Here is a 22,473-nt window from a genome sequence, read left to right as displayed (position 1 = left end):
CAAGTGGATCGGTGTTTTTCACATTACATTTTTTTATTTTTTAATAAAGAAGCTCCAGCAATTTCTGGGTGAGTCATTTCGAATGGATCTAAAATAATATCCAATTCCTCTTCCGTCAGTACACCATGTTCTAAACATAACTCCCTAACAGATTTCCCTGTTTCAATTGCTTCACGTGCAATACGAGATGCTACTTCATAACCAATATGAGGATTAACTGCTGTAATAATTCCAACACTTTTCTCAACATATTGCTTCAGCAATTCTTCATTTGCCGTAATTCCTTCAATACAATATTCACGGAATACACGGAATCCATTATTCATAATACTAATAGATTGAATTAAATTAAATACAAGCACAGGCTCCATTACGTTTAACTCTAATTGTCCTGCTTCTGATGCTAAGCAAATTGTATGATCGTTTCCGATTACTTGGAATGCGACTTGGTTAATCACTTCTGCCATAACTGGATTTACTTTTCCTGGCATAATCGATGAACCTGGCTGACGTGCTGGCAATTGAATTTCAGCTAACCCAACACGTGGACCAGACGCCATAATACGAAGATCGTTTGCAATTTTAGACATGTTCATCATACATACTTTAAGTGCTGCAGATACTTCTGTGTATGCATCTGTATTTTGCGTTGCATCAACTAAATGCTCTGCACCAACAAGTGGGAATCCACTAAACGTTCTTAAATGTTTTACCACTTGTTCAATATACGTAGGATTTGCATTTAATCCTGTACCAACAGCTGTCGCGCCCATATTCACTTCATATAAATGTTGACGAGACTGTTTAATTCTTTTTATATCACGCGCAAGCACTCGGCTATACGCTTCAAATTCTTGTCCAAGGCGAATTGGAACTGCATCTTGTAAATGTGTGCGTCCCATTTTAATAACGTGATCAAACTCTTTTGCTTTTTTACGAAAAGCAGAATGAAGTTCTTCCATTGTAATAAGAAGCTTTTCTAACATCATAAGAGTTGCAATATGAATCCCTGTTGGAAACGCATCGTTCGTTGATTGGGCCATGTTCACATGAGTGTTTGGGCTAATTTTCGCATACGCCCCTTTTTCATATCCCATACGTTCTAACGCTCTATTCGCAATTACTTCATTTGTATTCATATTAATAGAAGTTCCGGCTCCACCTTGAATAGGGTCCACGATAAATTGATCATGAAACTTTCCATCAACAATTTCTTGCGCTGCTTCTGCAATTTCATGTCCAATGTCTTTAGCTAAGTAACCAGTATCTATATTCGCAAGCGCCGCCGCTTTTTTCACAATTGCCATTGCTGTAATGAGTGATGGATGAATGCGATATCCTGTAATTGGGAAGTTTTCTACGGCACGTAATGTTTGTACACCATAATAAGCTACACTTGGTACTTCTTTTTCACCTAAAAAATCTTTTTCTATACGTATATCCTTCGTTGCTATCATTTTTATCACCTATACTTTTTCATTCTAAATCCTTATCCAAAAAATCCGCCCTCTAAAAACACGAGTATCATTCAGAAGAATTTTTCAGTATCCACCTTCACTATATAGCACCTTTTTTGAAAGCGCAAACATTTATTTTTCTGTATATCCTTTTTATTAAAGTTTATAGAAAATCATTCTTCTACTTTCCTTATTTCCACTCGTTTAATTTGATGCATATCCTTTTCAAGGACTTTAAAATAAAAACCGTGTTTCTCAATAATATCTCCTTCAGCAACGATTTGTTTTTGTACCATAATCCAGCCACCAATTGTATCTACATCATCAGCAATTAAATGTATGCCAAGCAAATCATTTACTTCACTAATAAGCACTTTTCCCTCTACGATTTTATAACCTTCACTTACATGCTCTATAGGAGGATTCTCATCTTCATCGTATTCATCTCGAATTTCTCCAACAATTTCTTCTAAAATATCTTCTAGTGTAACAATCCCAGCTGTACCACCATATTCATCATACAATACAGCTAATGGAATGTGTTTTCTTTGCATTTGTAATAGTAAATCATGAATTGGAATATTTTCTAGCACTTCAATAACTGGTCTTGTATATGGCATAATCGAGCACTCCTCATCCCGATTACCATCCATATAACGAATAAATAAATCTTTTACATTAACCATCCCAATAATTTCATCTTTATCTTCACCAAATACAGGATATCTCGTATACTTTTCTTGCGCGATTATTTTAATATGTGTTTCAAATGGTTCGTCCTCATATAAGCCTACAACTTCCGTACGAGGTACCATAATTTCTTTTGCTACTCTATTATCAAATTCAAAAATATTATTTACATATTTAAATTCCCTTTGGTTAATCTCTCCGCTCTCATAGCTCTCAGATAAAATTAACCTTAATTCTTCTTCTGAATGAGCTACTTCATGTTCAGAAGCTGGATGTAATCCGAATAAACCAGTTACAACCCTCGCTGAACCATTCAAAGCCCAAATAAACGGATACATAACTCGGTAAAAATAAATAAGTGGTTTCGATAACAATAAGCTAACTTGTTCTGCTTTTTGTATAGCAAATGTCTTTGGAGCAAGTTCCCCAATGACAACATGTAAAAATGTAATTACTGCAAAGGCAATAATAAATGAAACTGTACTGGAAATTGCAGGTGAGAATTTTAATTTTAAAAACAACGGCTCGAGTAAATGTTTAATGGTTGGTTCCCCTAACCACCCAAGCCCTAAAGCAGTAATTGTAATACCTAGCTGACAGGCCGATAAATATTCATCTAAATTTGAAGTTACCTTTTTAGCTGCCAGTGCACCTCGTCTTTTTTCGCTAACGAGTTGATCAATACGACTGCTACGTACCTTAATAATTGCAAATTCAACAGCCACAAAAAATGCTGTTAACCCAATAAGAATGACTACCATCAATAATTTTAAAATATCCACATATGCTCTTTAGCTTTCTTAGCTAAAGTTACACCTCCTTTTAAAAAGAAGTTTCACTTTAGTTTCTTCAATTATTGGACAGCAACTCTATATAAAATCCACCAATTTTCAAACCTCATACAATTCTAAAGGTAAAGCATCAGGGTCTTGGAAAAAGACGAATTTCTTCCCCGTTATTTCATCAATACGGATCGGTTCCGTCTCAACACCACATTGGTTTAAATGCTTCACAGCTTCTTCTATATTTGTAACAGCAAATGCTAAATGTCTAAGACCGGCTGCTTCTGGAAAACTTTTGCGCTCAGGCGGATTTGGAAATGAAAATAATTCGATTTGATACTCTTCTCCTACACATAAATCTAATTTATAAGAATCTCGTTCCTTTCTATATACTTCATTTATCTCTTTAAACCCTAATATCCTAGTATAAAAATCCTTTGACATCTCATAATTCGAACAAATAATTGCAACGTGATGCACTCTACATATATTCATGCTCTCTCTATTCCTTTCTTTACCAAAGATGCATATTCTCCCTTGAAATGAAAAACATATATAGCAGAATATCTCTTTTAGGGGGCTTACCATGAAATTCATTACTTTTTTCGTCGGACTAATTGTTGTTTTCTTGCTCGCTTATATTGCTAGCAATAATAAGAAGCATATTAAATTTAAACCAATTTTTATCATGCTTATTATACAGTTAATTTTAACCTATTTACTATTAAATACAGAAATCGGCCTCATACTTATTAGAATCATTTCCAGTTTGTTTACCAAGCTACTCGAGTATGCTGCTGATGGAATAAATTTCGTATTTGGTGGTCTTGCAAATAAAGGTGAAATGCCATTTTTCCTTACTGTATTATTACCAATCGTCTTTATTTCTGTTTTAATTGGTATATTACAACATTTCAAAATACTACCATTTTTTATTCGTTGGATCGGGTACTTTCTTAGTAAAATAAATGGTCTTGGTAAATTAGAATCTTACAACGCTATCGCCTCTGCCATTGTCGGCCAATCAGAAGTTTTTATTACAGTGAAAAAACAATTAGCTCAAATTCCAAAACACCGTCTTTATACACTTTGTGCCTCTGCTATGTCAACCGTATCTATGTCTATCGTAGGTGCCTATATGACAATGATTGAACCTAAATATGTAGTAACTGCACTCGTTCTCAATTTATTTAGCGGTTTTATTATCATACTCATCATTAACCCTTACGACGTTAAAGATGACGAAGATATTTTAGAAATCAAAGGTGAAAAACAAAGCTTTTTTGAAATGCTTGGAGAATACATTCTTGATGGTTTTCGTGTAGCCATTGTTGTCGGCGCTATGCTCATCGGATTCGTCGCATTAATTAGTTGTATTAATGACCTGTTCCTCATTATATTCGGTATTACGTTCCAACAATTAATCGGCTATGTATTTGCACCTATCGCATTCCTTATCGGTGTACCCAGTTCTGAAATTGTCGCGGCTGGCAGCATTATGGCAACGAAGCTTGTAACGAATGAATTTGTCGCAATGATGGACCTTAGTAAAATTTCTAATAGCCTTTCTCCCCGTACAGTTGGTATTATTTCTGTTTTCCTTGTATCTTTTGCCAATTTTTCTTCCATTGGTATTATTTCAGGTGCGGTAAAAGGACTAAATGAAGAACAAGGAAACGTTGTTGCGAGGTTTGGCCTTAAATTACTATATGGAGCTACTCTCGTTAGTATTTTATCTGCAATTATCGTAAGCATTATGTTGTAATTAGGTAAAATTTTATCATTTTCTTATCCCTATCTTTTGTATACAATAACGAATAGGTGTCTTATAAATAATCAAGACATCTATTTTTTATACATGTACAATCGCTTTTATTTAGCGTAAAATATTTTTTATGTGTTTGAATACACTTCTAAATGTATACACTTTGATAGTTTTAAAGGAGAAAAAATGATGAAATCCGACACGAACAACAATACGCGAGCCAAAAAGGGACGCTCAAAGAAAAAACGCCTACTTTGGTTCCTTCTTATTCCATTACTAATTGTAGCACTTGGAGCAGGAGGCTACTCCTTCCATATATACAGTAAAGCAAAGTCCGTCTTAAATAATGCTTATGCTGAACTAGGTCGAGGAGATAAGTCCAGTAAACGTGAAAAAGCTGTTAAACCTATGACCGACAATATTTCCGTACTAATTATGGGTGTTGATGAAAGTGATATTAGGGAAAAAGGTTATGGAAAAGCAACTCGAACAGATGCATTATTACTTGCAACAATTAATAAAAACGATAAATCCGTTAAACTTGTAAGCATTCCACGTGACTCACGCGTCTACATTAAATCACGTGATAAATACGATAAAATCACACATGCGCACGTATTCGGTGGTGTAGACAGCACAATTGATACGGTAGAGAACTTTTTAGATGTTCCAGTTGACTACTATGTAAAATTCAATTTTAAATCCTTTATTAAAATTGTTGATTCTCTTGGTGGTATTACTGTAGACGTTCCAGTTGAGTTCACAGAGCAAAATAGTAAAGATGAAGCAGATGCCATTCATCTAAAAAAAGGACGTCAACATTTAAATGGAGAAGAGGCACTGGCACTAGCTAGAACTCGTCATATCGATAGTGATTATATGCGTGGTCAACGTCAACAGCTTGTATTAGAGGCCATTGCTGAAAAGGCACTATCTCTTAATTCCATTAATAAAATCGGTGGCCTACTAGACGCTGTCGATAAAGATTTAAAAACTAATTTAACTTTTGATGATATGATGACAATTACAAAAAATTCAATGGATTCAAATTTAAAAATGGAAAAAATGCAAGTAGAGGGTACAGATAAATATATAGGTGGTATTTATTATTACGTTCCAAATGAAAAAAGCGTCGATACTATTTCAACTACCCTTCAAAAACATCTCGGTGTTACGAATAAAAATGAACATAAAAAATTATAATAAAAAGGCTGCTAGATCTTTCTAGACAGCCTTTTTATTATATTTTTCAACATATTTTTCATACACATTGTGACAAGAAGTGACAATTATTACATCAGTGTAACATTTTTTATGAAAACATTACACACACAGTGAAAATAATAGTATACTAGTACGTACATAATGTTATTTTCATCATTTTTATACAAAAAATGTAATACATATATTTATACATAAATTTCTGGGGGGAAATAAATGAAGCTAAGTAAAATACTGATTGGTTCTGCAATTGCTGGGGGCATATTACTTTGTGTAGGCGGTGTTGGGGGATATCAATATGTATCCAAATTAAATAATCAATTAGATACTACTGCATTACCAAATACTACATTTGAAGGTATTTCTCTCGACGGAAAAAATAAGAAGGATATTCAAGCAATTATTAATCAAAAGGTAACTGAGTTAGATCAAAAATCCCTTACCTACATATTCCAAAACGATAAACAAACTTACACATGGAAAGATTTAGGGATAAATTATAAAGAGAAAGATATTATTGACAAAATCTTCAAAGAACAAGAAGGAAACGTAATGAATCGTTATAAAATGCGTAAGCAAGCTGAAAACGGTGAATTAAAACGTGACTATAAATTAACACCACAATTAAATGCAACAGCTTATGAAACCTTTATAAAAGATAAATATAATGAAACATTAAAAAATCCTGTTAACGCAGAATTAAGTATTGAAGGCTCAACAGTAAATGTTAGTCAAAGCCAAAACGGAGAAAAAATAGATAAAGGGAAACTAAGCGGTTTAACAAATGAAGCTATTACTACTGGTAAATCAGATGTTACATTACCAGTTACATTCATAAAACCAGAACGTTCTACAGAAGACATACAGAAAATGGGTATTAAAGAAGTCATTGCTGAATATTCTACTCCAATGGCTGGCCGTAACGGAAATCAATCATTTAACGTAAATAAGTCAGCTAATACTTTAAGTGGGGTTATTGTCGCACCTGATGAAACATTTAGTTTTAACGGTCGCGTTGGCGTAACTGATGCTGCACATGGTTATAAATCTGCAGCAGTATATTCACAAGGTAAAGTAATACAAAGTGCAGGCGGAGGAGTTTGCCAAGTCAGTAGTACATTATACAGTGCAGCTTTAAGGGCAGATTTAGGCATTGTTTCTCGAAGCAATCATTCTATGCCAGTAAATTATTTACCACTTGGGCAAGATGCAGCAGTAGCAGATTATGGTCCAGATTTAAAATTTAAAAATAATACAGGCAATCATATTTATATTCAAGCATTTTCAAATGGAGGTAGTATTACTACACGCATTTTCGGTACAAATACTGGTAAAAATGTTGAAGTTTCTTCTCAAGTAATTAGTAGAACTAGTGATAAAATCACCGCGGTTACGTATAAAAAAGTAACACAAAACGGGGAAGTAATATCAAATGGACAAATTTCAAAAAGCGTATATAAAAGCGCTCCAAAAGAATAGATAATATCAACCGAATAGCATAAAGAAAAAGGCGTGATTTAATCACGCCTTTTTCTTTTGCAGTAATAGTAAAAAAGTTTCAAGATGGTCTTTCGTTTCTTCTAAAGACCACATACGATTTCCTTGCTTCGCAGCTAATACACACGCCTCTTCCCACGCGTTCTTTTTCTTCATATTTATTAATTCATCACGTAATTTCAAAACAATTTCTTCGTCTTCTTGTTCAATAAACTCTTCCATCACGCTTACTATTTCATCCTCATGAATACTTAACGTACAGTACGATTTAAGAAAGTATTGTAATGTCGTATACATAATGTACTCCCCCTTCTTATTTATCAGATGGATAAGAAGTAATAATCTTAAACCCTAATTCTCCTGACTTATCTCTTGCTAAAACAGTAACAGTTTTTACTAACTTGTCTTTTACACTCATATTTTTCTTTATTACCGTTTTTCCAACAGGAAATGAATGAGTTGTATTTAATACGAGACGAGCCTCTTTAGAATTTTTTAACCAATCTTGAATTTCCTTGTCATGTTGCTTCAAGCTATCTTTTACAGCTTTCGTCGCTGTTTCTTTATCATAGTATGTACTTGCGGCTGACACTTTATCTGTCTTCAAGCGATTCTTCAAATCCTCTTCTGACTTGCCTACATGTCTTTCAATCGTATGACCATTTTTAGGTGGTCCTTCCATTTCATCTAAAATATTATCACTAATTTTTTCTACCGATGTAGCTTGATTCCCTGTCTGTTTCTCTGTTTTTTGTTCTTTTCCTGCACATCCGCTTAAGATCAGCATTAATGCCAATAAACTACTGAAGAAAAGACTACTTATTCGTTTCATCATATCACCTCTTCCATGATTATTATCGCAACTTCACTAAAAGTCAATTTCACAACGAAAAAATCTATCAGTTTTCATTTTTTTTATCTATTTTTCCATATTTACCCCAGCAATTTCATCAACCCTCTATTTTTGCCTTTTATAATATATACCCCCTATATTTTTCGATTATTTCCCAGATAAAATCACAGATAACATAACTATAAAACTCTTTTATACAAAGGTTTTTATAGTATTTTTAAAAATATTTTAAAATACCCCTATTTTCATATACCCAATACCCATATAAGGTATAAAGATACCTTCTTATCAACGTTTTTCTACATTATGTAAATTTATCCTTGCCTATACAATCGAAATATGGTGTAATGCAAAAAAAAGATAAAGGATTTTAAACAATGGCTGAAACGATTCAAAATTTCTTAACAGAATACTATTCAATCGCAATTCCACTTAGTATCTTAATTAACATCATCATTAGTCTTTTAGGTTTTATCCCTAGTATTTTTTTAACCGCCATTAATATACAGCTTTTTGGCATAACAAATGGTACTGTTATTTCGATCCTAGGCGAAGCATTAGGGGCTATTATCTCGTTTTATATTTACCGCATGGGCCTTCAAAAGTTCACTCACGATAAAGTAAATAAGTATCCAAAGGTAGAGCGTCTTCTTTATGTAGAAGGTAGAGAGGCCTTTCTACTCGTTCTATCGTTTCGATTGATACCTTTCATCCCATCAAGTATCGTGACTTTATTTGCGGCTCTAGGTAAGATGTCATTACTCTCCTTCAGTATTGCCAGCACAATAGGGAAAATACCGGCCTTATTGATTGAAGTATATTCTGCATATCACGTTATAAATGGAACAAATGAAGCAAAGTGGATTGTAACAATCGCAGGCGCTATTGGATTGTTTTACTTGTGGAAAAAATGGAGAAAAAAATAAAGAAGGAGCATAGGCTCCTTCTTTATTTTTGAGGTATTTTACTAATAATAATCTCTTAAAGTCTTAGTTTACACCAACAGCACTATATGATTGCTTAACTGCTGCTACTTCTGCAGAGCTAGCACCATATAAATCCGCTGCAGCTTGTACTAATCCAGCACGTGCTTGACTAAAAGTAGTAGATTGAGTGAAATATTGCGTATTTGCACGGTAATAGATCGCTCCTACTTTATCTTTACCAATTCCATTCACAGTAACACCGTAATGCGTACCACCATTCGCTAATAAATAAGCTGCTTTGTTAATAATACCGCTGTTTGTATGAACGCCACCATTGTCACTAGTACCAGTATAACGCTTAGAGTAGTGGTCTGGATCACCATATTTCGTTGGATCACTCATAGAGCGAAGTGCATCTCCAGCTTTACCAGGAGTATAAATATCTTCACCAATTTCCCAATCTGGGTTACGGTTATCATAATACTCTACTAATGTACCAAAAACATCTGAAATAGCTTCATTTAATGCCCCTGATTCATTTTGATAAATTAAATCTGAGCTATACTCTGTAACAGCATGCGTTAATTCGTGGCCAATTACATCAATTCCACCAGATAATGAAGTGAACGTTACACCATCACCATCTCCGTATACCATTTGTGAGCCGTTCCAGAATGCATTATTATACTTACTTCCGTAATGAACTGTTGATTTCAATGGTGCTCCTGCATCATTAATAGAGTTTCTATTAAATGTAGCTTTATAATAGTCATATGTTTTACCTGCATAGTAATGAGCATCTACTGCCGCTGCATCATACGCTGCATTGAAAACATTATCTGCATCTACCCATAGAGTTCCTGGTAATGTAGTACGATTTTTCGCATCATATGTGAAAATCGTTGCTCCGCGCGTATTATCTTGTAAGTAGTAAGATGAACCAGATAACGTTGTATTAAGTGATTTCGTATCTCCTAATACACCTTTACCAGTTCCTACTTTATTTGTTCCTGTTACAGGTTTTACTACTGCTTTTGCATCCTGTTTAGGAGCCTCTTGCTTAACTGGTGATTTATCTTCATTTGTTACATGATCCAATTTATTATATTTATTTAATACTTTACCGCTGTCTGCTTCAATGAAATAGTAGTAGTTTCCTGGACTTGGATCTAAGAAGTTTAGATTTACAACGTATGCATATGTTGTTTCTTCACCATTTTGATATACATATAAGTCCGCTTTTGGTTCTACCTCATATTTCGGTGTTACCCCTAAATCTTGCTGCGCGATTTCAATTGCTTTTGCGCCTTCAATCTTATTTTTATTTTTCAACTTTTCCTTTTTGTCTAAATCAGGTGCAACTGTTCCAGACAATACTTTTAAAGAACCGTCTTTACTTACGTGAGCCACTTGAGTAGAACCCCATACAGGCACTCCTTCGTAAACTTGTTGCATACGTACTACTGTTGAATCAGTTACAGCATCTTTCTTCACTTGTTTCACTTTGAAAGAATCTTGCGCACTCTTTTCCCCTAGCTTGTAATCACCTTTTGCTGCGTTTAAGTAATCAAACACAACTGATTCTGCTTTCTTACCAGTCGCTCCAGTTAGATCACCAGAAATAAACTCAGGTGACTGTACTGTCTCATTGTACTTCTTCGTAGAGAGTACATTTTTAGAATCCGCAAATGCAGAGCCTGTCCCTCCAAACGTTGTAACTGCCATTCCTGTCGCTAATACTAACGCTAAACTTTTCTTTTTCATGAATCTTCCCCCTAATAAATTATTTTTTGAAAAAGAGTAGTTTCATATTAGCATTATGTTTCCACTATTAATATACTAAAAATTCAATTAATTTATTTCTCAAGTTTTGTAGAATTTTGAGGAACAAATATTGAAAAACCCCTTTCCTGTCGGAAAGAGGTTTCAATTATGAATTAATTTGTTGAACTGTTTTAGCTTCTTGACCAAGAGTATCTGGCTTCCACGCATACTGAATATCCAATACCACCGCCGCAATCGCCATAACTACAAATGTTCCTGCAATTAACTTTTTCATACTATTTCTCCTCCTTATTCTTCTAATAAGTTTATCGCTAACTTATAGTAGCGATTACTTTCTTTAAAATCTGAACATTCTTCTAAGTATTCAGCTAGTTCTAAGTATATTTTCTTTAAATCTTTTATATTTTCCTCTGCTTTAAAGAAAGGAACTACTTCTATTTCTAGAAATTTTTTATAAACATCTCTTTCTTCAAAATACTTATATCGTAAACTTAATAATAAATATAGCATCCCTTTATATCTATCATCTTTCCTTGCGGCAATGATGCCTTTTTCAATCCATTTAGCCGCTTCCTCGATTTCTCCTAATTGAATACACTGTAACGAAAGTTCATACATAGCATCAATATAGTTCATATCCTCTTCTTTTTTATACTTTAAACATTCTATATAATACTCTTTTGCCTTGGTATAATTTTTTTGACGATAATACAGGTAACCAATATTATTCAAAGCAATAGATAGAATATTATCTTTATCAGCAAAAGAAGTCGCTTCCCTTATGATATGATTATAAATTTCCATAGCTTCGTTATATTGTTTTTTTCTAGTGTAACTAAAAGCAATTAAAAACTTGCAATTAATTATATTTCTAAATTTATATTCACTTTTAAAGCCTTCTAATGCCACGTTAGCAAAGTATAATGTCATGTGGTCTATTTCCATCTGACTATAAGTTAGCGCTAAATTATAATATATTCCTGTTTCATAATAACCTAACTCTTTCGCCATCGCTTCTGTCTTTAACAAGTATTCTAATGCCTGTGTATATTTGTACTGCACAGAATATAACAATGCCTTATTATACGTATATAACATCTTCTGAAAAGGTGAGTATTTCTTATATACCTTTTTCAACTTATTCAATTCTTCCTCTACAGCAGGTAAATCTCGCTTCATCATTAAATACCGCGTATAAAGTAACTTATAATAATTTATAATTTCAAAATCCAACACATGCTTCATTTCACCTTGCAACTCTTCATATATACGTTCTACTTGTTGCTTGTCTAAATGAACTAGTGCATTTAACCATTCATCCAGCTTCCCCTTCACATCTTCTTCTACATCTCTCAAATCCGTCACAGCAATTTCTAGTCTTGTGCAGAGCAATTGTAGAATTTCTTCTGATGCTTCGATCTTTCCATTTTCGATCTTACTTAAGTATGAGACAGAACAAATGCCCTGACATAATTCTTCTTGTGTCATTTTTTGCTGGAGCCGTTTATAAAAGACTTGTTTGCCTATTTTTTCTAATGTTTGTTGCATTGTCCTCCTCCATTCTCATTACCCCCATTACTCTAATAATACATAAAATTTGGAGAAATATAAATTGATAAATATAAATTTTCTAAAAAATATGCATAATTTCATTTTTTTCTCTCTTGACTTCACATCAATATCTCTTCTTTGCTACGAATGGTGAAAAATTGGTATACTATAACCAAATTATGGAGGTGTTCTCGCGATGACTCATTATAAAGACGATAGTTATGCCTTACATACAGACCTATATCAAATCAACATGGCTTATACATATTGGAAAGATGGTATTCATAATCGCCGTTCTGTTTTTGATTTATATTTTCGAAAGCTTCCATTTGAGAACGGCTACGCTGTTTTTGCTGGCCTTGAGAAAATTGTAGAGTACATAGAAAATTTCAGTTTTACTGAAAGCGATATCGCTTACTTAGCAGAATTACAATTCGAAGAAGAATTCCTTCATTATTTACAAAATATGAAATTCACTGGGACGATTCGCAGTATGCAAGAAGGTGAAGTTGTATTTAATAACGAGCCTTTATTACGTGTTGATGCACCACTTGGTGAAGCACAAATTATTGAGACTGCCCTCTTAAATATTGTGAATTACCAAACATTAATTGCCACAAAAGCAGCACGTATGAAACATGCTGCAAGTAATGATGAGCTTTTAGAGTTCGGCACAAGACGTGCCCATGAGTTCGATGCTGCCCTTTGGGGGACGCGTGCTGCCTTTATTGGTGGTTTCTCCTCTACAAGCAACGTTCGTGCTGGGAAACGCTTTGGGATTCCTGTAGCTGGCACACACGCTCACTCTTTCGTTCAAGCATATCGCGATGAATACGTCGCGTTTAAAAAATACGCTGAAACTCATAAAAAGTGCGTCTTTCTCGTTGATACATATGACACATTGAAATCTGGTGTTCCAAATGCGATTCGTGTTGCAAAAGAATTTGGGGATCGTATTGATTTCTATGGCATACGTCTTGATAGTGGTGATATGGCTTATTTATCGAAAAAGGCACGAAAACTACTAGATGAAGCAGGGTTTACAAATACAAAAATTATCGCTTCTAGCGATTTAGATGAATACACAATTATGCACCTTAAATCTCAAGGAGCAAAAATTGACGTATGGGGCGTTGGAACGAAATTAATTACGTCCTTTGAGCAACCTGCATTAGGGGCTGTTTACAAACTAGTTGCGATTGAAGATACTGACGGAAAATTAAATGATACAATTAAAATTTCATCTAACCCTGAAAAAATTACCACTCCAGGACTGAAACGAATTTATCGTATTATCAATCGGGTTAACGATCATGCAGAAGGCGATTATATTGCGTTAGATTCTGAAGAACCAGGAAAAGAAGAGCGCTTAAAAATGTTCCATCCAGTTCACACATATATAAGTAAATTCGTAACAAACTTTGAAGCCCGTGAACTGCATAAAGACATTTTCGTTAACGGTGAAAGAACATATGAACTACCAAGTATATTAGATATTCAAAAATATAATGAACAGAGCCTCTCTCTATTTTGGGAAGAATATATGCGAACTTTAAACCCTGAAGAATACCCTGTCGATTTAAGCCAAGAGTGCTGGGATCATAAAATGAATTACATTCAAACAGTTCGAGAACAAGTTGAAAAAAATATACAAAAGTAAACAGAGAAGTTTCCCCTTCTCTGTTTTTTCAATACTATATGGATATTTGTAAAAAATATATTAAAATAATAAGACGGATGTATTTTATTTGTAAATTTTAATATAACACTATTTTAAAGTAAAATAATATTTGGTATTATTTTATTGAGTCAATTTCAACAAAATCACCAATAAAAAAGAGGACGCGGTTCGCGTCCTCTTTTTTATAAATCTTTCACTCTTAATACACGCATTGCATTTAACACTGCAAGTAGTGTCACACCAACATCTGAGAAAACAGCTTCCCACATTGTTGCAATACCAAAGGCACCAAGTAATAAAACGATCCCTTTTACACCTAGAGCAAAGATGATATTTTGCCACACTATACTTCTTGTGCGTTTTGCAATTTTTACAGCTGTCGCAATTTTTGAAGGCTCATCAGTCATAATAACGATGTCTGCCGCTTCAATTGCTGCATCTGACCCTAAACCACCCATCGCAATACCAACGTCTGCACGGGCTAATACTGGTGTATCGTTAATACCGTCACCAACGAAGGCAATTTTTTCTTTTCCGTGCTTCGCTGCATCAATTTTTTCAATTTCTTCTACTTTTTGTTGTGGTAGTAATTCCGCATGAACTTCATCTAAGCCTAATTCTTTACCGACAGCTTCACCAACTGGTTTTGCATCACCAGTTAACATTACTGTCTTTTTAATACCTAGTTCTTTTAACTTTTGAATCGCTTGTTTCGAATCCTCTTTTACCTCATCAGAGATAACAATATAACCTGCATATTTTCCATCTACAGCAACGTGAACTAATGTACCTACTGTTTCTGGTTGCTTAAATTCAATATTTTCTTTTCTCATTAATTTTGCATTACCTGCAAAAATTTCTTTTCCTTGTACTTTTACGACTGTACCGTGACCAGAAATTTCGTTATAATCATCGATTATTTTTTCATCAATTGATTTTCCATATGCCTTTCGAATAGATTGGGCAATCGGATGGTTAGAATACACTTCAGCAAATGCCGCATACTCTAATAACTCTTCACTTGTAGTACCTTCGCTCGGTTCCATTTTTGTAACTTTGAAAACACCTTTTGTTAATGTTCCTGTTTTGTCAAAAACAATATATTTTACATCATTTAAAGCTTCTAAATAGTTACTACCTTTTACTAACACACCACTTTTAGATGCACCACCGATACCTCCAAAGAATCCAAGAGGAATGGATACAACTAACGCACATGGACAAGAGATTACTAAGAACACTAAAGCTCTATAAATCCACTCAGAGAATGTAGCTCCTTCTAAAATAAGTGGTGGAATAAACGCCATGATCGCCGCAGTAATAACTACAACTGGAGTGTAGTAACGCGCAAACTTCGTAATAAAGTTTTCCGTTGGTGCTTTTTTACTGCTTGCATTTTGAACTAAATCTAAAATTTTCGATACAGTTGATTCACCGAATTCTTTTGTAACTTCAATTGTCAACACACCGTTTTGGTTCACAAAGCCACTTAATACATCATTTCCAACTTCAACTTCACGTGGTACAGATTCACCTGTTAATGCTGAAGTATCTACCATTGATGTTCCTTCAATTACTTTTCCGTCTAACGGCACTTTCTCACCTGGCTTAACGATAATATAATCGCCAATTTGTACATCTTCTGGTGATACTTGTTTCGTTTCATTTCCAACCTTTACATTCGCATAATCAGGACGAATATCCATTAATGAAGTAATTGATTTTCGAGAGCGGTTTACCGCAATGCTTTGGAATAGTTCTCCTACTTGATAAAATAGCATTACTGCTACAGCTTCTGAGTATTGTTGAATTGCAAAAGCTCCTACAGTTGCAATTGCCATTAAGAAGTTTTCATCAAATACTTGGCCACGAGTTATGTTTCTTACCGCTCTCCAAACGATATCTCCACCTATTAATAAATAAGCAAGGACGAATAACGGAATTGTTACCATTTGTGGTAAGCCCGCTAATGCAGCAATTGCTGTCAAAATTCCGCCGACCACTAATCTCCCTACCATCTTTTTCACATTTGCTTCACCATGATCATGACTATGCCCGTGGTCATGACCGTTCTTCTCTTCACGAACAACTTTCACGTCTGGCTCTAACTTTTGAACGACATTTGTTATATTTGCTACAGTCGCTTCTAGTTCTCTTTTATTCGCAACTTCTACTCGTAGTTTCTTCGATACGAAATCAACAGTTGCTTCTGAGACAGCTGGCATTTCCTTAACTTTATTTTCAATTTTCATTGCACAGTTCGCGCAATCTAAACCTTCTAATATAAATACTTCTTTAGCAATTTTATTTTTTTGTTCTTCTTGCACTTTAATATGCGGTTCTAATTTTGTAACGAGTTGTTTTGCTTCCGTAACAACTTCGTTTTCTTTATTTTGTGCCGTTTCTAAAATCATTGTCTTTGTTGCGAAGTTTACAGAGCAAGAATTTACTCCTTCTATATTCCCAACACCTTTTTCAATTTTCATTGCACAGTTCGCACAATCTAAACCTTCTAACATCAGTTTCTTTTTCACTAATGCTTCAGCCATCGTTCTCCCTCCTCGCGTTCTTTTTATTCTTCTTCGTTTACGTGTTCAAACGCTTGCTCGAAGATATGAATTACGTGCTGGTCAGCTAACGAATAATAAACAACCTTTCCTTCTTTACGATTCTTCACAAGTTTCGCTTGCTTTAACACACGAAGCTGATGCGAAATAGATGATTGTGTCATTCCTAATAAATAAGCTAAATCACAAACGCACATTTCAGCTTCAAATAGCGCATGTAATATTCTCGTACGTGTACGGTCACCTAACACTTTAAATAGTTCTGCTACTTTACTTAAACTTTCATCAGTTGGAATTGTTTGTTTTACTTGCTCTACAACTTCTTCATGAATTATCGTTTGAGAACATGTCTCTTGTGGTGTTTCTACTTTATTTCCAGCCATTATAGCTCACCTCTTTAATTGAACATATGAACAATCATTCATATATCTTATACTCTTATTATATGAGCGCCTACTCATATGTGTCAATGAAATCTGATTTTTTTTATGAACTTTCCGTTCACATTTTAATAAGTCGTATACATATTTTCCGCACCCTCTATATTCTCATACAAAAAAGGATGCACAATTCGCACACCCTTTTTCATATTCCGACATAAAAATTCAACAAAGTAATATACATTCCCTTTATTTCAACAAAAGAAAAAGCCTTGCGCGCTCCCTAGACGCACAAGGCTTACTATACTTATATCCCTTTTAATTAAGCTTTTAATTAGCTTGTTCTAAATTATCCTGCGAACTTCCATCGTCTTTTAAATGACTATGTTTTTTCGAATAAACAAAGTATACAACTACTCCGATTGCTAACCAAGCACCGAAGTACATCCATGTTTTTAATGGTAGGTTTACCATTAAGAATAGACAACATGCAATTGAAATAATCGGCAAGATCGGTACAAGTGGTACCATAAATCCACGTTGTAATTTTGGATGTGTTTTACGAAGAATAATAACTGACACACCAACCATCGCAAATGTTAACAACGCTCCAATATTCGCTAAATTCGACAATTCTTTTAAATCGATAAATCCAGCAATTAAAGCACTACCAATTCCTGTTAACCAAACTGTAAATGTTGGCGCTTCTGTCTTTTTATTAATTTTCGCGAAAGATTCTGGCAATAAACCGTCACGGCTCATAGCGAAGAATACACGTGTCGTTGCATAAATGTAAGCAAAGATTACTGCCATAATACCAATTACAGCTCCAATTGCGATTATACCAGCTACTTTATCTTGTCCTACAACTTCTAACACATACGCCATCGCTTCCGGTACATCTAGCTCTTTATAAGAAACCATACCCGTCATAACGAGACAAACTACAACATAAATGATTGTACAAATGACTAACGAAGCGATAATACCAATCGGTAGATCACGTTGCGGATTTTTTACCTCTTCAGCAGAAGTTGCTAATGCATCAAATCCTAAGAAAGCAAAGAATACTGCTGCTCCCCCCGCGAAAACTCCACTTAAACCGTACGGTGCAAATGGTATCCAGTTTTCTGGTTTCACGTAGAATACACCAACTGCAATGAATAAAACAACGATACCAATTTTAATTAATACCATTATGTTATTCACGCGTTTACTTTCTTTCGTACCTCTTGATAATAACCAAGTTATAACTAATGTAACGATAACTGCTGGTAAATTCACCATACCACCTTGAGACGGAATCGTTAGCAGTGCTTTTGGAATTTCAAGCCCTAATCCACTCACTAAGTTATGGAAGTAACCAGTCCATCCGCCAGCTACTGCGGCAGTCGTTACAACATATACGGATAGTAATGTCCATCCCATTAAATGAGCTACAAACTCACCAATTGTTGCATATGAGTATGTGTACACACTACCTGAAACAGGAAGTGTAGAAGCAACCTCTGCGTAACATAATGCTGCAAATCCACAAACGATGGCTGCAATCATGAATGAAAAAATAACTGCTGGACCAGCATCTCTTGCTGCTACTAATCCAGTTAATACTAGAACTCCTGTACCAATTATCGCACCAATCCCTAGCATTGTTAGGTCAAATGCCCCTAGCGTTTTCGTCAAAGTTTTACTTTTACTTTCCCCTAACAATTGCGTAACGGATTTCTTTTTAAATAGGTTGGCCACGATGTATGCCCCCTTTTGCCAAGAAGAGCTAAGAGATCTTCACTCTTAGCTCTTATCATGTTGTTTTATATATTGTTCGATTTTGTTTTGTATAATGCTTCTATTAGCAAGATACTGTTTCTGCTTCTAATAATTCTTTAGCACCTTTGTACTCTACACCGTGAGCTTCTGCAACTGCTTCGAATGTTACATAGCCATCTAATGTGTTAATACCTTTTAGTAATGCAGAGTTACCTAGGCAAGCTTCTTTGTAGCCTTTGTTAGCAATTTGTACTGCATATGGTACTGTTACGTTTGTTAATGCAAGAGTTGATGTACGTGGAACCGCACCTGGCATGTTTGCAACTGCATAATGAACAACGCCGTGTTTTTCGTAAGTTGGGTTATCATGAGTTGTAATACGGTCAGTTGTTTCGAAAATACCACCTTGGTCAATCGCGATATCTACAACAACAGAACCTGGTTCCATTGATTTAATCATTTCTTCTGTTACAAGTTTTGGAGCTTTTGCACCTGGGATTAATACTGCACCGATTACAAGATCAGACTCTTTAACAGCTTCTGCAATATTGTAAGGATTAGACATTAAAGTTTTTACTTGGTTTCCGAAAATGTCATCTAATTGACGAAGACGTTCTGCGCTTAAGTCGATGATTGTTACATCCGCACCTAGTCCAACTGCAATTTTAGCAGCATTTGTACCAGCTTGTCCACCACCGATGATTGTTACTTTACCACGTTTAACCCCTGGAACACCTGCAAGTAAGATACCTTTACCGCCTTTGTTTTTCTCAAGGAATTGTGCACCAATTTGTGCAGCCATACGACCAGCTACTTCACTCATAGGTGCAAGTAATGGTAATGAACGGTTTTCTAATTGTACTGTTTCATATGCGATAGAAACAACTTTTTTCTCGATTAAAGCTTTTGTTAATTCTGGCTCTGGAGCTAAGTGTAAGTATGTGAACAAGATTAAGCCTTCACTGAAGTGTTTGTATTCGCTTTCAATTGGTTCCTTAACTTTCATAACCATTTCCATGTTCCAAGCTTCTTCAGCTGTATCAACAATTTTTGCTCCCGCTTCAACATACTGAGCGTCTGTGAAACCAGATCCTAAACCTGCACCCTTTTGAATGAATACTTCGTGATTGTTACGAATTAAATGTACAACACCTGCTGGTGTCATTGCCACACGGTTTTCGTTGTTTTTAATTTCTGCTGGTACCCCAATACGCATAATGAAATGCCCCCTTATAATTAACAGAAAAAAGAGATTCTTTTTTCTTTTTGTAATAATTAATAACTTATGTCCTTATTCTAGCATAACTTAAAAGTTATGAAAACGCTAACATAACATTTTTCTAAAGTTTTTATATTTAGAATAGTGTAAATATATGAAACATTGATTCTATTAGGGGTTTCATGGTATCCCATTATCTTTCAATCTATTTTTATTATACTTCTTCAAAATAAACAGTATTCATTTATTATTTGACAATAATGTAACAATGTAAGAAACCTAAGCGATAACGTATACATATACAGTTATTACTTTACTCAATACTTTAGAGATATATTCTTTTCAAAAAAAAGCTGCTAACATTTAGCCAGCAGCTGGGTAACTTATAAATAACTTAGAAAATAAATCATCTGTCGTTTCAGTAATTTTATCAAACAGATCACTTTCTTCCGCTTCTTGCTCTTTTAACATCTTAATTGTTTCACGTGCATCTTCAGGGTAATCGGTTATGATACCATCTACGTTCAACTTATAATATGCCTTTAAATTTTCCATATCATTTACTGTCCATACGTAAATTGGTTTGTTTAACTTCCTTGCTTCTTTTACTAATTTCTTATTTAACATATATTCTTCCGCTACGTAAAAGTCAGCCTTCACATTCTTTAAGTTAGCTCTACTTGCATACAATATATACCCTACTTTTATATCTGGATTTGCACGCTTAAACTCTTTAATAAGTGGATAGTGTAACGTTTGAATTACACATTGCTTCTCAAATTCATTATCTTTAATCGTTTTTAAGACTTTGTTTACAAAATCTTTTTCGCCCCCATGAAGCTTCACTTCTATATTAAGTTTGATTTTGCCATTTGCTAGCTTAATGATTTCATCAAGTGTACTTATTTGTCCTGAAAGTCCATCTTGACTAAGGGTAAGTTGCCTTAACTCAGCCATCGTTAAATCTGACACATGCACATTGGCATTTGCGAGACGTTTCAGCTTCAAATCATGTATAACCGCTAGTTCACCGTCTTTCGTTTGTAATACATCTATTTCAGCGTAGTCTGCTTTTGCATCAATAGCACCTTGCACAGCTTCTTTCGTATTTTCTACGCCTTTTGATATATACCCGCGGTGCGCCATAATAATCGGTTCTTTATACGAATTTGAAATAAACGTTACAATGAAGGCAACGACCATTCCCGCAGTAATAATTCCTACAATGTATACGCCAATGAATTTCCAACGATGTTTTTGGAAAAAACATTTATCTGCTTTCGTTTTCGAATAATCTAATCCTTCTTCTAATAAAACATCTTCAACTGGAACCTTTTGTAAATACAATCGCGTAATCGCCATAATATAAAATGGCGTCACGATAAAGCTGAATAAATACAATGTGCTCGTTAAAAATACAGAAATCGTTGATTCAGCTAATAATGCAAATGTTCCTTTCGGGTTTGTAAATTCATAAACACCCCATAGACACAATAAATATATTCCTAAAAATAGGACATACACAATTCCTATTGAAATAAAAAATCCGACTAAAAAGAGTAGTACTTTAAAAAAGCTTTCTTTTACTAGCTTTGCACTTTTACGTGCTGCCACGCGAAATGGCTTTTGCTCTAAAACAACAATAGGTAGAACGAAAATCCATCGAAGATTCAAATACGCGACTACAGCAAAGAACGTGTAATAACCAACTTGTCCCATCGTTGTCTTAAACAGTTCTCCTGTAATAAAGTTAGGAATTTGAATTTGCGGAATTAATGCTGTTTCATATCCCATATTTAAAAGGGGTAACAATACGACAGCATATAAAATAAACCCTGGTAAGCAATATGTGAAAAGAGTAGGTAAATACGTTACTGTTTTATACAAAATTGGACGTAATCTCACCTTTTGCCTTTTATGAGCAAAGTACGAAATAATAATAAGCACCGCAAATTCCGTAAAGATAAGAAACAGCGCTAACAATGATAAAATTACAATTGCCAAAATGCCGTATGGTGTCTTTAAAAACGCTAATAATTCATCATTCGTCGCATTTGCATAACCACCAAAATACAATAACTTATTAAAAATAATCCCAAATAGCGGGACAAATACAATCGCTGCTAATAATTTATAAGCGAGTTGAAAGGTTAATACATTCCAAAAAGCGAATTTAACTGTTTGAAAGGAATGTCCTATTACTCCTGGTATAGATAGTCTTTTACGGTGTTGCATATATTCCTCCACATTCTAAAACGATATTTGAGATGGATTCCATATTTCCAGTTCTAACCCATCTTTTTAATAATAATATATTCCGCTTAACATGAAC

The 22,473-nt window shown here is 34.6% G+C and carries 18 protein-coding genes; 5 read left to right on the top strand and 13 right to left on the bottom strand.

Annotated elements, in window-relative coordinates:
* Positions 1 to 23: 23 nt before the first annotated feature.
* The 3 genes from aspA to gloA2 form a co-directional block, all read right to left on the bottom strand.
* Positions 24 to 1,457 (bottom strand): aspartate ammonia-lyase, encoded by a 1,434-nt coding sequence (gene aspA / locus ACS2QP_RS12590; protein WP_000562158.1) that lies wholly within the window; start codon positions 1,455 to 1,457, stop codon positions 24 to 26.
* Positions 1,458 to 1,630: 173 nt separating this feature from the next.
* A complete protein-coding gene (locus ACS2QP_RS12585; protein ID WP_000353311.1) occupies positions 1,631 to 2,929 on the bottom strand; it encodes a hemolysin family protein in 1,299 nt (432 codons plus the stop codon).
* 108 nt (positions 2,930 to 3,037) lie between these two features.
* A complete protein-coding gene (gene gloA2 / locus ACS2QP_RS12580) occupies positions 3,038 to 3,424 on the bottom strand; it encodes an SMU1112c/YaeR family gloxylase I-like metalloprotein (RefSeq protein ID WP_001017671.1) in 387 nt (128 codons plus the stop codon).
* A 91-nt stretch (positions 3,425 to 3,515) separates the two neighbouring features.
* Between gloA2 and ACS2QP_RS12575 the strand changes: the two genes are divergently transcribed.
* The 3 genes from ACS2QP_RS12575 to ACS2QP_RS12565 all read left to right on the top strand — a co-directional run bounded on the left by ACS2QP_RS12575 (position 3,516) and on the right by ACS2QP_RS12565 (position 7,394).
* Positions 3,516 to 4,694: a NupC/NupG family nucleoside CNT transporter gene (locus tag ACS2QP_RS12575; protein WP_000668866.1), complete on the top strand. Its 1,179-nt coding sequence runs from the start codon at positions 3,516 to 3,518 to the stop codon at positions 4,692 to 4,694.
* Positions 4,695 to 4,880: 186 nt separating this feature from the next.
* A complete protein-coding gene (locus ACS2QP_RS12570) occupies positions 4,881 to 5,897 on the top strand; it encodes an LCP family protein (protein ID WP_002163841.1) in 1,017 nt (338 codons plus the stop codon).
* Between the two features lie 234 nt (positions 5,898 to 6,131).
* Positions 6,132 to 7,394, top strand: a complete 1,263-nt coding sequence (locus tag ACS2QP_RS12565; protein ID WP_000777356.1) for a VanW family protein — start codon at positions 6,132 to 6,134, stop codon at positions 7,392 to 7,394.
* Between the two features lie 42 nt (positions 7,395 to 7,436).
* On the opposite strand, the gene ACS2QP_RS12560 is transcribed toward ACS2QP_RS12565, so the two are convergent.
* A complete protein-coding gene (locus ACS2QP_RS12560; RefSeq protein WP_000288803.1) occupies positions 7,437 to 7,709 on the bottom strand; it encodes a hypothetical protein in 273 nt (90 codons plus the stop codon).
* Positions 7,710 to 7,725: 16 nt separating this feature from the next.
* Positions 7,726 to 8,244: an RNase A-like domain-containing lipoprotein gene (locus ACS2QP_RS12555; RefSeq protein ID WP_000822694.1), complete on the bottom strand. Its 519-nt coding sequence runs from the start codon at positions 8,242 to 8,244 to the stop codon at positions 7,726 to 7,728.
* A gap of 398 nt (positions 8,245 to 8,642) precedes the next feature.
* On the opposite strand from ACS2QP_RS12555, the gene ACS2QP_RS12550 reads away from it, so the two are divergent.
* A complete protein-coding gene (locus ACS2QP_RS12550) occupies positions 8,643 to 9,191 on the top strand; it encodes a TVP38/TMEM64 family protein (protein WP_438882471.1) in 549 nt (182 codons plus the stop codon).
* A gap of 63 nt (positions 9,192 to 9,254) precedes the next feature.
* On the opposite strand, the gene ACS2QP_RS12545 is transcribed toward ACS2QP_RS12550, so the two are convergent.
* The 3 genes from ACS2QP_RS12545 to ACS2QP_RS12535 all read right to left on the bottom strand — a co-directional run bounded on the left by ACS2QP_RS12545 (position 9,255) and on the right by ACS2QP_RS12535 (position 12,524).
* Positions 9,255 to 10,955 (bottom strand): M4 family metallopeptidase, encoded by a 1,701-nt coding sequence (locus ACS2QP_RS12545; protein ID WP_000730382.1) that lies wholly within the window; start codon positions 10,953 to 10,955, stop codon positions 9,255 to 9,257.
* 166 nt (positions 10,956 to 11,121) lie between these two features.
* Complete coding sequence (locus tag ACS2QP_RS12540) at positions 11,122 to 11,250, bottom strand: NprX family peptide pheromone (RefSeq protein WP_000733137.1); 129 nt, start codon at positions 11,248 to 11,250, stop codon at positions 11,122 to 11,124.
* Positions 11,251 to 11,264: 14 nt separating this feature from the next.
* Positions 11,265 to 12,524 (bottom strand): tetratricopeptide repeat protein, encoded by a 1,260-nt coding sequence (locus ACS2QP_RS12535; RefSeq protein WP_438882470.1) that lies wholly within the window; start codon positions 12,522 to 12,524, stop codon positions 11,265 to 11,267.
* A 199-nt stretch (positions 12,525 to 12,723) separates the two neighbouring features.
* Here ACS2QP_RS12535 and ACS2QP_RS12530 point away from each other — a divergent pair, with 199 nt between their 5' ends.
* A complete protein-coding gene (locus tag ACS2QP_RS12530) occupies positions 12,724 to 14,187 on the top strand; it encodes a nicotinate phosphoribosyltransferase (RefSeq protein WP_000150184.1) in 1,464 nt (487 codons plus the stop codon).
* 203 nt (positions 14,188 to 14,390) lie between these two features.
* Here ACS2QP_RS12530 and ACS2QP_RS12525 read toward each other — a convergent pair whose 3' ends face one another.
* The 5 genes from ACS2QP_RS12525 to ACS2QP_RS12505 all read right to left on the bottom strand — a co-directional run bounded on the left by ACS2QP_RS12525 (position 14,391) and on the right by ACS2QP_RS12505 (position 22,376).
* Positions 14,391 to 16,757: a heavy metal translocating P-type ATPase gene (locus tag ACS2QP_RS12525; RefSeq protein ID WP_063535619.1), complete on the bottom strand. Its 2,367-nt coding sequence runs from the start codon at positions 16,755 to 16,757 to the stop codon at positions 14,391 to 14,393.
* 23 nt (positions 16,758 to 16,780) lie between these two features.
* Positions 16,781 to 17,158, bottom strand: coding sequence for an ArsR/SmtB family transcription factor (locus tag ACS2QP_RS12520; protein WP_000918378.1), 378 nt, complete (start codon positions 17,156 to 17,158; stop codon positions 16,781 to 16,783).
* Between the two features lie 327 nt (positions 17,159 to 17,485).
* Entirely contained in the window at positions 17,486 to 18,901 is a 1,416-nt protein-coding gene (locus ACS2QP_RS12515; protein WP_001284890.1) for an amino acid permease, read from the bottom strand.
* Positions 18,902 to 19,004: 103 nt separating this feature from the next.
* Positions 19,005 to 20,138: an alanine dehydrogenase gene (gene ald / locus ACS2QP_RS12510; RefSeq protein WP_001219742.1), complete on the bottom strand. Its 1,134-nt coding sequence runs from the start codon at positions 20,136 to 20,138 to the stop codon at positions 19,005 to 19,007.
* A gap of 366 nt (positions 20,139 to 20,504) precedes the next feature.
* Entirely contained in the window at positions 20,505 to 22,376 is a 1,872-nt protein-coding gene (locus tag ACS2QP_RS12505) for a glycerophosphodiester phosphodiesterase (RefSeq protein WP_153581938.1), read from the bottom strand.
* Positions 22,377 to 22,473: the final 97 nt, after the last annotated feature.

Source organism: Bacillus cereus group sp. Bce019 (genome assembly GCF_051781745.1).
In the GTDB taxonomy this organism is placed as follows: Bacteria; Bacillota; Bacilli; order Bacillales; family Bacillaceae_G; genus Bacillus_A; species Bacillus_A cereus.
The sequence above is the reverse complement of the archived record's forward strand: the minus strand, read 5'-3'. Positions and strand labels throughout refer to the sequence as shown.

What these genes read in the sequence shown, in the direction of transcription:
- ACS2QP_RS12530 (WP_000150184.1), top strand. Translation starts at nt 12,724, where the DNA reads ATGACTCATTATAAAGACGATAGTTATGCCTTACATACAGACCTATAT.
- ACS2QP_RS12560 (WP_000288803.1), bottom strand. Translation starts at nt 7,709, where the DNA reads ATGTATACGACATTACAATACTTTCTTAAATCGTACTGTACGTTAAGT.
- ald (WP_001219742.1), bottom strand. Translation starts at nt 20,138, where the DNA reads ATGCGTATTGGGGTACCAGCAGAAATTAAAAACAACGAAAACCGTGTG.
- ACS2QP_RS12565 (WP_000777356.1), top strand. Translation starts at nt 6,132, where the DNA reads ATGAAGCTAAGTAAAATACTGATTGGTTCTGCAATTGCTGGGGGCATA.
- ACS2QP_RS12505 (WP_153581938.1), bottom strand. Translation starts at nt 22,376, where the DNA reads ATGCAACACCGTAAAAGACTATCTATACCAGGAGTAATAGGACATTCC.
- gloA2 (WP_001017671.1), bottom strand. Translation starts at nt 3,424, where the DNA reads ATGAATATATGTAGAGTGCATCACGTTGCAATTATTTGTTCGAATTAT.
- ACS2QP_RS12540 (WP_000733137.1), bottom strand. Translation starts at nt 11,250, where the DNA reads ATGAAAAAGTTAATTGCAGGAACATTTGTAGTTATGGCGATTGCGGCG.
- ACS2QP_RS12545 (WP_000730382.1), bottom strand. Translation starts at nt 10,955, where the DNA reads ATGAAAAAGAAAAGTTTAGCGTTAGTATTAGCGACAGGAATGGCAGTT.
- ACS2QP_RS12575 (WP_000668866.1), top strand. Translation starts at nt 3,516, where the DNA reads ATGAAATTCATTACTTTTTTCGTCGGACTAATTGTTGTTTTCTTGCTC.
- ACS2QP_RS12550 (WP_438882471.1), top strand. Translation starts at nt 8,643, where the DNA reads ATGGCTGAAACGATTCAAAATTTCTTAACAGAATACTATTCAATCGCA.
- ACS2QP_RS12520 (WP_000918378.1), bottom strand. Translation starts at nt 17,158, where the DNA reads ATGGCTGGAAATAAAGTAGAAACACCACAAGAGACATGTTCTCAAACG.
- ACS2QP_RS12570 (WP_002163841.1), top strand. Translation starts at nt 4,881, where the DNA reads ATGATGAAATCCGACACGAACAACAATACGCGAGCCAAAAAGGGACGC.
- ACS2QP_RS12525 (WP_063535619.1), bottom strand. Translation starts at nt 16,757, where the DNA reads ATGGCTGAAGCATTAGTGAAAAAGAAACTGATGTTAGAAGGTTTAGAT.
- aspA (WP_000562158.1), bottom strand. Translation starts at nt 1,457, where the DNA reads ATGATAGCAACGAAGGATATACGTATAGAAAAAGATTTTTTAGGTGAA.
- ACS2QP_RS12555 (WP_000822694.1), bottom strand. Translation starts at nt 8,244, where the DNA reads ATGAAACGAATAAGTAGTCTTTTCTTCAGTAGTTTATTGGCATTAATG.
- ACS2QP_RS12535 (WP_438882470.1), bottom strand. Translation starts at nt 12,524, where the DNA reads ATGCAACAAACATTAGAAAAAATAGGCAAACAAGTCTTTTATAAACGG.